Annotated in this window: 8 protein-coding genes and 2 pseudogenes; 5 read left to right on the top strand and 5 right to left on the bottom strand. The window is 65.3% G+C overall.

Going from position 1 to position 13,906, the window contains the following annotated elements:
• Positions 1 to 98: 98 nt before the first annotated feature.
• Positions 99 to 1,418 (bottom strand): annotated as a pseudogene (locus tag ACW179_RS16805) (spinster family MFS transporter); the annotation flags it as partial.
• A 37-nt stretch (positions 1,419 to 1,455) separates the two neighbouring features.
• Between ACW179_RS16805 and ACW179_RS16800 the strand changes: the two are divergent.
• Positions 1,456 to 1,611, top strand: a complete 156-nt coding sequence (locus tag ACW179_RS16800) for a hypothetical protein (protein ID WP_492060607.1) — start codon at positions 1,456 to 1,458, stop codon at positions 1,609 to 1,611.
• Positions 1,612 to 1,638: 27 nt separating this feature from the next.
• Positions 1,639 to 3,279, top strand: a complete 1,641-nt coding sequence (locus ACW179_RS16795) for a flavin-containing monooxygenase (RefSeq protein ID WP_492060606.1) — start codon at positions 1,639 to 1,641, stop codon at positions 3,277 to 3,279.
• Positions 3,280 to 3,308: 29 nt separating this feature from the next.
• On the opposite strand, the gene ACW179_RS16790 is transcribed toward ACW179_RS16795, so the two are convergent.
• Positions 3,309 to 3,839, bottom strand: coding sequence for a nuclear transport factor 2 family protein (locus ACW179_RS16790; RefSeq protein WP_492060605.1), 531 nt, complete (start codon positions 3,837 to 3,839; stop codon positions 3,309 to 3,311).
• A gap of 27 nt (positions 3,840 to 3,866) precedes the next feature.
• Positions 3,867 to 5,441 carry a glucose 1-dehydrogenase gene (locus ACW179_RS16785; RefSeq protein ID WP_492060604.1) on the bottom strand — a complete coding sequence of 525 codons (1,575 nt, stop codon included), beginning with the start codon at positions 5,439 to 5,441 and terminating at the stop codon, positions 3,867 to 3,869.
• A 207-nt stretch (positions 5,442 to 5,648) separates the two neighbouring features.
• On the opposite strand from ACW179_RS16785, the gene ACW179_RS16780 reads away from it, so the two are divergent.
• Entirely contained in the window at positions 5,649 to 6,419 is a 771-nt protein-coding gene (locus ACW179_RS16780; protein ID WP_492060603.1) for an enoyl-CoA hydratase/isomerase family protein, read from the top strand.
• 114 nt (positions 6,420 to 6,533) lie between these two features.
• On the opposite strand, the gene ACW179_RS16775 is transcribed toward ACW179_RS16780, so the two are convergent.
• The gene (locus ACW179_RS16775) at positions 6,534 to 8,039 is read right to left on the bottom strand and encodes an enoyl-CoA hydratase-related protein (protein WP_492060602.1); all 1,506 of its coding nucleotides are present in this window, start codon (positions 8,037 to 8,039) and stop codon (positions 6,534 to 6,536) included.
• Between the two features lie 240 nt (positions 8,040 to 8,279).
• On the opposite strand from ACW179_RS16775, the gene ACW179_RS16770 reads away from it, so the two are divergent.
• Positions 8,280 to 9,923 carry a long-chain fatty acid--CoA ligase gene (locus tag ACW179_RS16770; protein ID WP_492060601.1) on the top strand — a complete coding sequence of 548 codons (1,644 nt, stop codon included), beginning with the start codon at positions 8,280 to 8,282 and terminating at the stop codon, positions 9,921 to 9,923.
• A 110-nt stretch (positions 9,924 to 10,033) separates the two neighbouring features.
• On the opposite strand, the gene ACW179_RS16765 is transcribed toward ACW179_RS16770, so the two are convergent.
• Positions 10,034 to 10,807, bottom strand: coding sequence for an IclR family transcriptional regulator (locus tag ACW179_RS16765; protein ID WP_492060600.1), 774 nt, complete (start codon positions 10,805 to 10,807; stop codon positions 10,034 to 10,036).
• Between the two features lie 186 nt (positions 10,808 to 10,993).
• Between ACW179_RS16765 and ACW179_RS16760 the strand changes: the two are divergent.
• A pseudogene (locus ACW179_RS16760) lies at positions 10,994 to 13,893 on the top strand (TonB-dependent receptor).
• Positions 13,894 to 13,906 lie beyond the last annotated feature (13 nt).

Here is a 13,906-nt window from a genome sequence, read left to right as displayed (position 1 = left end):
CCTGTCCCAGCGAACTCCCCCGGCGCATCGCGCCGGGGGAGGCTGTCTCGGCAAACGGCGAGCCAGCTCTGCTGGTTCTCGCTGCATGCAACGTGCGCTTAGGTCTTCCCCACTGCAGTCTTGGCCGTGACCGTCGGTTCAGCCGCCATGCGTTTGGCGGCCAGGCTAAAACAGATGACTGACGCCAACATGGCGACCGAGGCACCCGCGCAGGCGATATTCAGACTTTGAACCGGCCCGAATGTCTGGCTGAGAAGATCGCTGGCCGATCCAACGGCCAGAGGCCCAAGACCCAGGCCAATCAAGCTCGTCAGGAAGAACAGTATCGCTGACGCGGTCGCGCGGACGTTGGCGCTGGCCAGCACCTGAACCGACGCGAAGGTCGGCCCATAGGCCATCGCGTGCAGGAATACGCCGACCATCAGGGCGGCCAGCGCTAGCGTGAGGTTTGGCGCGAAGGGCATCAGGCCCAGGAACGGCGTGGAGGCCAGCAGGACAAACATCGGCTGTCGAGCATAGCCGGCGATGCCGCCGCGGGCGGCCCGGTCGGCCAGCCGGCCGCCGGCCAGGGTCCCCGCGCCGGCGCCGAGTCCGATGATGAGCCCCAGGGCCAAACCGGCCATGCCGGAAGGACCTAGCCCAAGCCTAGCCCCCAGCAGGGTAAGCGCCTCGCTGTGGTTGCGAAGGAAAAGCGATCCGAAGAACGTGGACTGACCGTAATAGGAAAATGACGTCAGGGCGGCGGCGAAGGCGATAAGCCAGAATGCAGGCTTGCCCTTCAGCTCGGCGAATGCCGCCATGAAGGACTGCAGACCCTTGGTCTGCATGGCGAGCGCAGGGCGCAGGCGACGCGGCTCGCGCAGGGTGACAATGGCAAGGACAGCCACACCCAGCCCGGGCAATCCGGCGGCCATGAAGGCGGCGCGCCAGCCAAGGCTGTCGACGATGAGCCCGCCCACCGCCAGGCCCAAAAGCGAGCCGAGAGGAATGCCCAGGGAATAGAAAGCCAGGGCCGAGGCCAGTTTGGCGCGCGGTGTGAACTCGGAAATCAGCGAATGGGCCGCCGGCGTACAGCCGGCCTCGCCGATGCCGACCCCGATCCGCGCCAGAATGAGCTGCGGGAAAGAGCGAGCCAGGCCGCAGACTGCGGTAAAGGCGCTCCAGACGGCCAACGAGATGGCGATCAGCCGAACGCGGTCCCCGTGGTCGGCGAGGCGCGCCATCGGCAGGCCGACCGCCGAGTAGAAGAGCGCGAAGGCCAGGCCGCTCACCGCGCCGATCTGCCAGTCGGCGAGGTGCAGTTCAGCCTTCATCGGTTCGGCCAGGATCGTGACGATCTGCCGATCAAGCATGTTGAGTGCGTAGATCAGCATCAACAGCACCAAGGCGTAGCGCCGATAGCCTGTGGACCACGCCGGTTGCTCGGACGGGGATCCGATCGATATCTGTTCCGCCATGGACCTGCTCTTTGCTTATCAGGTCTTTACGCTATGGGGGTGGCTGGCCGTGGGGCTCGCGCTGCCACCGCAGGCGCTCAATATCGCCTATGTGATCTTGTCCCGATGCACGCGTGCGGGGCTTGAGAACGGATTGCGCCACGCCGACCAGTAAGCGCCTCGCTGGTAGGGCCGCCCCGCAATGACCATTACGACCGCTGATCCACGCCGTGCGCAGGTGCGCCGCACCGACGCCATTGTCGTCGGCGCCGGCTTTGGCGGACTTTACGCGGTTCACCGACTCCGGAGCGAAGGGCTGTCGGTGCTTGGTCTGGAAGCGGGCGGCGACGTCGGAGGAACCTGGTACTGGAATCGCTACCCAGGAGCCCGCTGCGACGTCACGAGCATCGACTATAGCTACGCCTTTTCCGAGGCGATCGAACAGGCCTGGACCTGGAGCGAAACCTTCGCGGCCGGTTCCGAGATCCTGGCCTACGCAAATTTCGTCGCCGACCACCTGGACCTCAGGCCCGCCTACCTTTTCGACACGCGGGTGGAAGCCATCACCTTCGACGATGAGCGGCGCGTCTGGACCCTGACGACCCAGCAGGGCGACCGTTTCGAATCCGATTACCTGGTGATGGCCACCGGCCCGCTGTCCCTGCCCAAGCCCGTCGATATTCCAGGCTCCGACCGATTTGAAGGCGAGGTCTATCGCTCCGGCAAATGGCCCCATCACGAGGTCGATTTCCGGGGCAAGCGGGTGGGTCTGGTCGGCACCGGATCCTCCGGCATCCAGATCGCGCCCGTGGTCGCCGAGACCTGTCAGTCGCTGACGGTCTTCCAGCGCACGCCGAGCTTCACGCTCCCCATGCGCAACACGGCCATTTCGGAGGACTACGCCGCACAGTTGAAGGCGAACATGGCCGGCCTTCGCGCGGTGGCGCGCACGACCTTCACCGGGGGGGTCCGGCCGCTCTCAACCCGCCCGCTGTTCAGCGTCACCGTCGAGGAGCGCAATGAACTGATGGAGGAGGCCTGGGCCAAGGGGGCGTTGCAGTTTCTGGGCCTGTTCTCTGATCTTCTGACCAACGCTGCAGCCAACGAGATCGTTGCAGACTTCGTGCGCGGCAAGATCGGCCAAACGGTCAGGGACCCGGTGACGGCCGAGAAGCTCAAGCCGCGCGGCTATCCGATCTATACGCGCCGGCCCTGTCTCGACACGCACTACTACGAGACGTTCAACGCGCCGCACGTCTCGCTGGTCGACTGCCTCGAAGAACCGATCATCGAATTCACCCCGGCGGGTCTGCGGACGACAAAGCGCGAGATCGCGCTGGACGTGATCATCATGGCCACCGGCTACGACGCCCTGACCGGCCCGATGCTGGCCATCGACATCACGGGCCGCGATGGGCTGAAGCTCAGTGAAGCCTGGCGCGATGGACCACAATCCTACCTGGCACTCCTGATGCACGGCTTCCCGAACCTGTTCATCATCGGCGGCCCGAGCGGACCGTCGATTCTGGCCAACTACATCCGGCTGGACGAGATGAATGTCGACTGGGTGGTGGACTGCATCCTGCATATGCGCCGCCAGGGCCTGGCGACCATTGAGGCCACGGCCCAGGCGCAGGCGCGTTGGGGCCAGACTGTATGCGAGATCGCGGATCGCACCCTCTATGTGAAGGCGGACACCTGGTACACCGGGGCGAATATCGAGGGTAAGCCGCGCGGCTTTTTCGTCTTCGCCGGCGGCCTGAACCGTTACGCCGAGGTCTGCGCCGGGGTCGCGGCGGCGGGCTATGAAGGGTGTCTCTTCACGGCGCTCAACCCGGATTAGGGCGCGGCTTCGGCCGCGCCCGCCACCGGCTAGCCGTTTCGATTCAGGAACGTGTAGAGGGGATCGTCGGGGAAACGGCCGCCTACGGGCGTGCGGGCCCCGAACCGGTCAGGATGCGCGCCGGGTGTCGGCGTGGCCTTTTCGATCCAGTCGAACACCACCTGACGGGCGGCGATGCGCCAGTCGCCGTCGCGCTTTTCGAACCGGTCAAGGTAGCGGCCGCACATGTGCAGGGCGACCAGCGACCCGTCGTCATCGGGCTGCCGGTGCAGGGCGGTGAACACGGACTCGACTGCGGCGGCCGATGCATCTTCGAAGGTGATCATGACGTTGTGCACCTGGTGCACCGCGCGCTCGATGTGAGGCAGGACCTTCAGCGCCCAGTCGACGAACTCCGACGCCGTGCCTTTGAAGGCACCGTGCTGATCAGGGCCTTCCGGCCAGGCCACGGACCGCAGGGCCGCCTCATCCATGCGATCGATGCCCCGGCAATAGCGGTAAAGGCACTGGCGGATCTGCTCGCTGTCCCAGAGTTGCTGGAGATTGGGTTGGTCTGACATGACGAACTCTCGTGAAATGGACTGGGGTTACAGGATGTCGCTGGCGTCACTGGCGTCGCCGGCGTCGCCGAAAGCCGTCCAGCCGCCATCGACGCTGAGCGTGGCTCCGGTGATGTAGCCGGCGGCGGGCGAGGTCAGGAACGCGATGGCCCGGGCGACCTCCATGGGGTCTCCAAGGCGACCGATGGGCGCGCGGCGCTTGATGGCGTCGAACTGCGCTCGCCCGGCCGATTTGAGGGCCAGAACGGCGGGGGTTTCGATATAGCCGGGTGCGACCGTGTTCACACGGATGCCGGCAGAGGCCCATTCGCACGCCAGGCTGCGGGTCATCATCGTCACGGCCGCCTTGGCCGCGCAGTAGGCGTTGCGCCGGGGCAGGGCACCCAGGCCTGCGATCGAGCCGAGATTGACAATGACACCCCCCTGGCTCATCGCGCGCGCCGCCGCCTTGGCCGTCGCCAGCGGCCCACTGAAATTGACGTCATAGACGCTGGTGAAGTCCTCGACCGTCTGATCCAGGGTGGGCTTGAACACGTCAGCGGCGCCGGCGTTGTTGACCAGTACGTCCAGGCGGCCCCAGCGGGCCGTGGCCTGGGCGAAGGCCACCTCGACCGCAGGGATGTCGGTAATGTCAGCCTGAACGACGAGATGCTCCTCGCCCAGCGCTTGGGCCAGCGCCTTGGCGCTTTCCGGGTCGCGCTCGATCACGAGCAGCCGATCCCCTGCGGCGTGAAGCAGCTCCACGACACAGCGGCCGATCCCACGTCCGCCGCCGGTAATCGCACTGATGCGAGGGGACGGTGTCGGAACACGGGGCGCAGGTGCCGCCGAAGCGGGGCCGGCGCCGCCATAGACCGTGTAGGCACCGTCCACGACGAGCGTTGTCCCAACGATATAGCTGGCCGCATCGCTGGCCAGAAAGAAGACACCCTCGGCCATCTCCTCGGGCTCGCCCATGCGACCCAATGGAATGCGGGCGAGCACAGTTGACGGGTTCAGAAGGCCAGCGTCGATCTGGTCCTGCACCATCTGGGTGCGGGTGTAGCCCGGCAGCACCGCGTTGACGCGAACACCCTGGGCCGCCCATTCGCAGGCCAGGGTGCGGGTCAGCGAGATCACGGCCGCCTTGCTGGCGCTGTAGCTGGTGCGCCTGGCCAGGGCGACAAGGGCCGCGCCGGAGGCCAGGTTGATGATCGCGCCATGGCCCTGGGCGGTCATGAGGCGTCCCGCCTCGCGGGCGGCCAGGAAGGCGCCTGTGACATTGATCGATTGCAGCCAGGCGACCTCTGCGGCCGTCTGGTCCAGGGTCGCGGTAGGCTGAGGGTCGGTCACGCCGGCGTTGTTGACCAGAACGTCGAGCCGCCCGAATTCGCGGCGCACCCACTCGAAGCCCTCGCGGATCTGGGCTTCCGAGGAGACGTCCATTGCGATGGCGTGGTGCTCCGCGCCCAGGCTCGCAGCGCGCTCCTGGGCGCGACTGCCGTTTCGGTCGGCGATCAGCACCCGGTCGCCGGCCTGGGCAAAGCGCCGGCAGGCCGCCCAGCCGATCCCGTCGGCACCGCCGGTGACCAGGACCACTCGCGACTGCGTCTTGGAGTTCATGCTGGGCTCGATGTGATGCAGGGGCCGTCGTAACGGATTTGGCAAAGCCTAACAGCGCCCTCCCGAGCGCCATGCCGGTGCCCGCACCTCTGGCGAATATCGCCTATGTGATGTGATGCGCTGTGTCTGACCGGACTAAGATCCGGAGTCGAGAGGGGCTACCAAGTCCGGGAGACGGTCCGTGACCGATGACTGGGCAAGGAGCAAATGATGTCGTGCTTGAAGATTGAGGTCGAAGACTTCGTGGCCACGGTGACCCTGGCCAATCCGCCGGTCAATTCGGCGAGTGTCGACATGATGCTGGAGCTTACGTCAGCGTTCGACGCGTTCAACGAAAGCGCCGATGTTCGCGCGGTGCTGCTGACCGGCGAGGGCAAGACCTTCTGCGCGGGTGCCGACCTGAAAAACCGCCCTGGTCCGGACGCCCCGGCCGGCACCGCATTCGCCCGCCAGCGCATGGCGCGCGAAATGAGCTGGTCGATGGTTGAGTGCAGCAAGCCTGTCGTCGTGGCGGTCAATGGCGCGGCGCTGGGCGCGGGCCTGGGCATTGTGGCCAGCTGCGACATCATCGTGGCCTCTGAGCGGGCAGTGTTCGGTCTTCCCGAGATCGACGTGGGTCTGGCCGGGGGCGCAAAGCACGCGCTGCGCTTCATTCCCCATTCCCTCGCGCGGCGCATGGTGCTGACAGGCTGGCGCGTGCCGGCCGAGGAGATGTATCGTCGGGGCCTGATCGAGGCGGCGCTGCCGCATGAGGAGTACCTGGAGTACGCCCGCGCGATCGCCAGGGAAATCGCCAGCAAGAGCCCCATGGCCGTCGCCGCAGCCAAGGACAGTCTCAATGTCATCGACAATCTGAGCCTTCGTGACGGCTATCGCTACGAACAGGGCAACACGCTGAAGCTGTCGAGGAGCGAGGACGCCAAAGAGGCGGTCAAGGCCTTCATCGAAAAGCGCCCCCCGGTGTTCCAGGGCCGCTAACGGAGATCGGCGCCCGGTCGAGACCGGGCGCCGGCGCACAAGCTATTCGCATGAACAAGAAAGCAGCGTCACACGGTGACGCTGCTTTTGTGTTTTCAGGACGGTTGGGGCGCCTCAGGCGTTGGCGATGATCCGGCGCAGCAGCGGAGCGGCGACGCCCGCCGTGCTGCGCACCCTGGCCCAGCGTTCGAGGCTGGCGAGCGGATCGCAGGCCTGGGTCCTCGCCATATAGAGCGGGCCGCCGCGCCATTTCGGAAAGCCCAGCTGCTGGGTCCAGATGGCATCGACCAGGCTGGGTGAAAGGTCCGGATGCGCCTCAAGCGTATGGGCGGTTCCGTTGATCGCAGCGGTCAGGCACCGATCGATCACGTGCTCGTCGCTGATCGGCGCGCGGGCGCAACGCTGGAAGGTCGCCGAGGCTTTCAGCAGTCTCTCGACCTCCGGCTCAAAGGTGTAGCGGCCGTCGCTGCCGTGGCGATACCAGCCCGGCGCATCAGGACCACCGACCCGGCCTTCGTCGATCATGAGGTCCAGGGTCGGCGAATAGGTGATCCAGTCCTCGCCGTTGGTCAGGCCGGTCTGACGCCGGAACACAGTTTCCAGGCCCTCGCGGTCCGAACGTACGAAGGGCGCGACCCGGAAGCCGAACTTCTGAAGCTCGCGGTCGATCTGGCCGGGCGTGGCACCCTCGTCCAGCAGATGGATGGCCTCACGCAAAAGAGGCCAGGCGAGTTCGTGTGCCAGTTCGGCGGGGAGGGGGCGGCGCGTCAGGGCGGACTGGCCGTGTTCTGCATAGGTCAGGGCGCGGGCTTCGGGAGAGGCCGCGAAGGTTTCGTCAAGGCGATCGATCTCGGCGCGCGCGCGGCGCGCGGGCGTTTGCCAGGCCAGTTCCAGCGCGCGCAGCAGGGTGATCGGCGCCGTCTGCTGGGGAGCTTCACGGCGCACCTTGGCGCGCAGGCCATATATCTTGGCGGCGATGACCTCCGGCTCGGCGGTGAGCGCAATCCTGCGCTCGCTCGCGGTGCTGAAGGCGAGCTTCTCGGCGACCTGGACAAGATCGCGGGCGGCGACAAGATCGATCAGGCCATGCTCGATCGCCGCCTTGCTGTCCCAGACCGCATTGAAGACCGCCAGATCGGCGGCGCGCTCGACCTGGATCAATCGCGCCAGCCGGATCAGGGTCTCGGCTGCGGGGAGGTGGCCTTCGCTGCGCGCCAGATTCGAGAAGGTTGCGTTTGGCAAGGCGACCCGCGCGCCGCAGGCCAGGGCCAGTTCCAGCCCCGAGCCTGTCACGGGGCCCGACAGGGCGGCGATGATCGGCTTGGTCGAGCCCGAGACCGCCGCATAGACGGCCGAGCGGGCATCGTCGGGCGCGGTTTGGGCGGCGAGCACGTCGTTGAACAGGCGACGCCCGTGCAGAACGATGGCGCAGACCTCGGGGTCCTCGCCGAACGCGGTGATCTTTTCGATGAAGGCGCGGGCGTGCGCGGCGTCCCAACTGCAGGGCGGCGGACAGTCCAGCTTCAACTGCGCCACGCCGCGCCGGAGCGTCAATCCAGAGCCAATGGCTTGGCCGGTCGTCGGCGCGTGCGTCGGCCGGCGGGTTGTTCCCGTTCCCATATTTCCTCCAACCGGTTGCGTGTCGCAGTCCGCTTTGAGCGGTTTTTTCCGGTCCGACGCACGCCAAAGCGTCCGCCATGGGCAACAACAGCATGCCCCGCGAAAAGGTTAAAGCCGCACGTCGATCGCTCCATCCAGTATCGCGTATGTGAAAAGACGCCTGTGGATCGAGCCGCACCCCGGCGACGCGCCATCCGTCCCTAAGGTCGGCTGCAAAGACCATCGGACACAGGAAACGCCATGCTCGGCCTGATGCAGGATACGCCCCTGACGCTGTCCTCGCTCCTTGATCACGCAGCGCGTTTTCATGGCGAGGTCGAGATCGTCTCGCGGGAGCCCGGAGGCTTCACCCGAAGCAACTACGCGCGGCTTGCGGTCCGGGCGCGCCAACTGGCATCCGCCCTGCGGGGCCGAGGGTTGAACGAAGGCGATCGTGTCGCCAGCCTGGCGCTGAACAGCGCGCTTCACCTTGAGCTGTACTATGGCGCGACGGGCGCGGGCGGAATCCTGAACACCGTCAATCCCCGGCTCTTCCCCGAGCAGATCGCCTTTATCCTTCGACACGCCGAGAATCGCATCGTCTTCTTCGACCCGGCCTTCGGGGCCTTGCTCGAGACCCTGGTCGACCAGGCACCGCAGGTCGAAGCCTATGTCTGCCTGTCCAGCGCGCAGGACATGCCGCCCCTGCGCCTGCCCAATCTGATCGCTTATGAGGACCTTGTCGCGTCCGAGCCCGAAGATGCGCCCTGGACTGTCGTCGCCGAGAACGCCGGCGCGATCCTTTGCTACACCTCGGGAACCACCGGCGACCCCAAGGGTGTGCTCTACAGCCACCGTTCGCTGGTTCTGCACGCTTTCGTGGCGACCGGCGCGGACGGCATGGCGATCTCCCGCCGCGACAGCATCCTGCTGGTTACGCCGCTGTTTCACGTCAACGCCTGGGGAATTCCGTTCAGCGCGGCCATGTGCGGTGCCAAGCTGGTGCTGCCCGGCGCAGCGGTCGACGGCGAAAGTCTGTTCAACTTGATGCGGGCCGAACGCTGCACCTTCAGCCTGGGCGTGCCGACGGTCTGGTTGGGCTTCCTGGACTATGTCGCCGCCCATCGCGAGGATCTCGACCTGGCGGGACTGGCGCTGGAGCGGATCCTGGTCGGCGGCTCGGCCGCGCCGCGCAGCCTTATCGAGCGTTTCGACTATATGCTGGGCGTCTATGTCATTCACGCCTGGGGCATGACCGAGACCAGCCCGCTGGCGACCATCGGTACGCCGCTGCCCGAGCACACCTTCCTCGATCGTCAGGCGCGGTATGACGTTCAGGCCCTGCAGGGCCGCGCCATTTATGGCGTGGAGCTCAGGATCGTCGATGCCGACGGCGTGGTTGCGCCGCATGACGGTCAGGTCGTGGGCGACCTGCAGGTTCGTGGTCCCTGGGTTGTGAAAAGCTACTTCAAGGCTGAAACACCGGCCATCACCGAGGACGGCTGGTTCGCCACTGGCGATGTGGCCAAGATCCACCCCAATGGCTACCTGCAACTGACGGACCGTTCGAAGGATGTCATCAAGTCGGGGGGCGAGTGGATCTCGTCGGTCGATCTGGAAAATGTCGCCATCGCCCACCCCGACGTCCGCGAAGCTGCGGTTATCGGCGTGCCGCATCCCAAGTGGCAGGAACGCCCGCTGCTGATCGTGGTGCCGGCTCCGGAGACCGTCCCCGACAAGGACGACATCCTGAAGTTCCTCGCCTCGCGCGTGGCGCGGTGGCAGGTGCCCGATGATGTGGTGATCGTCGACGCTCTGCCGCACACCGCGACGGGCAAGCTCCTGAAGTCAAAGCTGCGCGAGACCTATCGTCACCACCTCGACCCGTCCGTCGAGGGCGTCTAGCGCGGGTTTCGATCTGATGGAAACAGATTACCCGCTCTAGTTCTTTGTTTTCACGCGCGTTTCATTCCGAAAACCGGTTCCCACTTTTCGGAACGCGCTCTACGCGCGGCTCAAGTTTCGGGCGCTGAGTACTGCCTCAGGCTCTCGGCGTATGCGGCCACACCTGCGTTCATGATCGCCACGATCTCGCTCTTGTTTCGGGCGATGCGACTGTTGAGGCCGCCGACCCCCAGGGTCAGCTGAACGCCATGCGGCGCGGCGGGCAACGGCATGGCGATCGCGGCGGCATTGGGGAAGGGGAAAGCGGCCAACAGGCTATAGCCTTCGCGACGCACCCAGGCCAATTGCTCCTGAAGCTGGCCGATGTCGATCCGGTCGCCCGTTCCGCCGAGATAGGCGTTGATGTGTCGGCTCAGCTTGTCGACGGCCTTGCTGGGCATCCGGCTCATCAGGACAAGGCCCGCTGCGGAGTGCGGAAGCACTCTCATACTGCCCTCGGTCATCGCGATCTTGTGGGGATGACTGGGCTGCACGATCCGCAAATGCTGGATGAAGATGTCGTTTTGGGACGAGATCACCACCGTCTCGTTGGTCTGCTCGAAGATGCTCCCGACCAGGTGGTCAAGGTCGCCGGAGCCGAAGAGGTGATGGTTGACCCAGTCGCCCAGGGCCGCCACGCGCGGCGTGGGAAAATAGGTGCGGGAGGCGCGGTCATAGTTCAGATAGCCCAGAACCACCATGCTCTTGAGCAGGGTGGTGGTGCTCGACTGCGGATAGCCCAGCTTCTCGAATATGTAGGTCAGCCGCAGAGGTGAACGCTGCTCCTGGAACAGCTCGAGAATCTCCAGGGTGCGCGCAGCGGATTTGATCGGTTCTCGGCGCATTGAACGGTTCCAGGTCGCGATGGGCCAACTCTGCCACGTCTCTCCTTTAGACCTCCGCCTTCCCGAGCCGTCCAGCTCTCCAGCACATATGTGATATAATTCGCCATGAACCGAGGTGTCGGGTCTGAGCGAGATCTGCCCGGGATCTGAAAGCTGCGAGCGCTCGCCCAAAGCCCATGCTCAACACTGGCTGGTCCGCAATTCAAATATCTCGTTTGCGATATTCGAAACCCATGAGTCCCCAGGCTGGCCGGATCGGGCTGGTCACGGCTCCCTAAGGCGACGCCGCTGCCGCGTCGCAACAATCACAGATGAGCCCGCGCCGCGCGGAAGCTTATTGGGGGAAACAAATGGTGATCTCGCAAACCTTGCGGCGTACGGCCTTGATGGCCGGCGCTTCAGCCCTTTCCTTCTTCCTGGCGCTGCCCGCAGCGGCCCAGACCGCGTCCCCGCCGGCGCAAGATGGCGTCGTCATCGATGAGCTGGTTGTCACCGCCCAAAGGCGAGAGGAGAGGCTGCAGGATGTGCCGATCGCGGTCTCGGCCTTCTCCAGCGACATGCTCCGTCGTCAGAAGATCGACGGCGGCCCGAACCTGCAGTTGGCGATTCCGAATGTCACCTTCGCCAAGAGCTTCTACAGCGGGTACAACTTCCAGATCCGCGGTATCGGCACCAAACAGACGGCCGTGACGGGCGACAGTTCGACGGGCGTCCACTTCAATGGCGCGCCGCTGACCTCCAACCGCCTGTTCGAAGCCGAGTTCTTCGATGTCGAGCGCGTGGAAGTCCTGCGCGGTCCGCAAGGCACCCTCTACGGGCGCAACGCCACCGGCGGCGTGGTCAACGTCCTCAGCGCCAAGCCTACCGGCGAGTTCGAGGGCATGCTGCGGGCCGAGGCCAGCAACTATGACGGCCGCAAGCTGCGCGGGATGCTCAATGTCCCGCTTGTCGCCGACAAGCTGGACCTGCGCCTGGCCGGAGCGACTCTCAACCGCAGCGGCTTCGTCGACAACCTGGGCACCGGCGACAAGGTCGATGACCGCGATCTCTACTCCTTCAGGGCCAGCCTGCGCTGGCGCCCGACCTCGACTGTCGACGCCAACTTCGTCTGGCAGCACTTCAAAGAGCAGGACTCCCGTCTGCGCACGGGCAAGGGGCTCTGCACCCGCGACAATGGTCCAAGCTCGGTGGGCAATACCGCGATCACCAACGCGACGGTTCGCGGGTTCCTGAGCGCGGGTTGCGCTGACGCGTCAGTCTACAACGCCGCCGCCTATGGCACGCCCAACTCGCTGGCCACCCTCTACGGCATCATCGGGTTCGCGCGCGGCCTGACCAGTGGCGACGTCTATGGCGGAACCCAGCCCAAGGGCCTGGACGTCATCGACTCGGCGAAGAACCCCTACTACCGGGCCGAAGAAGACGTGTTCACGCTGAACGTCGCGTGGGACATCAATGACAATCTGCAGTTCAACTCGCTGACGTCTTACTACGACGGCGAACTGGACGCGCGCCAGGAGATGAACCGCTTCCAGGCCTCGACGGTGTTCAACAACACCACCCTGGCACCCGGAGGCCTGGTGAACGATCCCCAGCTGGGCAGCTCCAACCGGATGTCGGTGTCGGACCGGATCACCACGCCCTCGCGGCAGTGGAGCCAGGAGCTGCGTCTGCAGTCCAGCTTTGACGGTCCGCTGAACTTCAACCTCGGTGGCCTGGCCCTGCGCTATGACGTGGTCCAGTCGTTCTACATCATGTCGAACGCCTTCACCTATGCGGCGAACGTGGCCAATGGCGGCGCGACCTGCGCCCCGGGCGGGACCTGCGTCTATATCGATCCAAACCGCGTGCCGACCGGCCAGGGCCATGGCAACTATCTGAGCTTCCAGCCCTACCACCTGGACTCGAACGCCCTGTTCGGCGAGGTCTATTACGAGGCCACGCCAGAACTGAAGTTCACGGTCGGCCTGCGCTATACCGATGACAAGAAGACGCTGGACAACTTCCCCGTCAAACTTCTGACGCCCGGCAGCGGCCTGACCCCTGGAACGCCGCCGCAACTGACGGCTCAGTTCAAGAAATTCACCGGCCGCGCGGGTTTCGACTGGAAGCCCGCCCTCAGCTTTACCGACGACTCCCTGATCTACGGATTCTACTCGCGCGGCTACAAGGGAGGCGGCCCCAACAACATCGGCCAGGTCGCAACGCTCAAGCCGTTCTACGAGCCGGAATATGTCAACGCCTTCGAGCTGGGCAGCAAGAACACCCTGCTGGGCGGAGCACTGGTCCTGAACGGGTCAGCCTTCTTCTACGACTACAAGGGCTACCAGATCTCGAAGTTCGTGAACCGGATTTCCGTGACCGAGAATATCGACGCCGAGATCAAGGGTCTTGAGCTGGAAGCCGTCTGGCAGCCTGTGACGCGCTTCCGCCTGAACGGAACGCTGGGTCTGCTCGACACCAAGATCAAGACCGGAGAGTCCATTGATCCGATGAACCGCACCGGTAACAATCCGAACCTGACCCTGGTCAAGACCTCGGGCGCGGCGGGCTGCGTGGTTCCGACAGCCGCCTTGGCCAACCTGCTGGCGGTCATCCAGCAGGCGCCGGGCGCGGCGACCGTCGCCGGAGTCTCGGGCAACCCTGCGGCATTGCTGGGCGCTTGCTCGGGCAGCTTCGCGAGTTCCTTCGGCGTGACGCCCACCGACGGCGTGGCGGCAAAGCTCAAGGGCAATGAACTGCCGGGCTCGCCGCATTGGACCGGCTCCATCGGTGCTCAGTACTCCTTCGACGTCCTGGACGGCTGGGAAGGCACCGTGCGTGGCGACTACTACCGCCAGGGCAAGTCCCATGCCCGGGTCTTCAACACGTCAGTGGATCAGATCAAGGGCTGGGCGAATGCCAACCTCTCGTTCCGCGTCGTCAACGATGAGCGCGGCCTGGAACTGGAGGCCTATGTGAAAAACCTCCTCAACAAGCGCTCGATCACCGACGTGTTCCTGATGGACGAAGCGCTCGGCCAGGTCGCCAACACGGTCTTCACCGAGCCTCGCATCATTGGCGTGTCGCTCCAGAAGACCTTCTAATCCTCCCCGAAAG

The organism is Caulobacter sp. AVps18, assembly GCF_058681425.1.
The sequence above is the reverse complement of the archived record's forward strand: the minus strand, read 5'-3'. Positions and strand labels throughout refer to the sequence as shown.

What these genes read in the sequence shown, in the direction of transcription:
- ACW179_RS16800 (WP_492060607.1), top strand. Translation starts at nt 1,456, where the DNA reads ATGGACCTGCTCTTTGCTTATCAGGTCTTTACGCTATGGGGGTGGCTG.
- ACW179_RS16795 (WP_492060606.1), top strand. Translation starts at nt 1,639, where the DNA reads ATGACCATTACGACCGCTGATCCACGCCGTGCGCAGGTGCGCCGCACC.
- ACW179_RS16790 (WP_492060605.1), bottom strand. Translation starts at nt 3,839, where the DNA reads ATGTCAGACCAACCCAATCTCCAGCAACTCTGGGACAGCGAGCAGATC.
- ACW179_RS16785 (WP_492060604.1), bottom strand. Translation starts at nt 5,441, where the DNA reads ATGAACTCCAAGACGCAGTCGCGAGTGGTCCTGGTCACCGGCGGTGCC.
- ACW179_RS16780 (WP_492060603.1), top strand. Translation starts at nt 5,649, where the DNA reads ATGATGTCGTGCTTGAAGATTGAGGTCGAAGACTTCGTGGCCACGGTG.
- ACW179_RS16775 (WP_492060602.1), bottom strand. Translation starts at nt 8,039, where the DNA reads ATGGGAACGGGAACAACCCGCCGGCCGACGCACGCGCCGACGACCGGC.
- ACW179_RS16770 (WP_492060601.1), top strand. Translation starts at nt 8,280, where the DNA reads ATGCTCGGCCTGATGCAGGATACGCCCCTGACGCTGTCCTCGCTCCTT.
- ACW179_RS16765 (WP_492060600.1), bottom strand. Translation starts at nt 10,807, where the DNA reads ATGCGCCGAGAACCGATCAAATCCGCTGCGCGCACCCTGGAGATTCTC.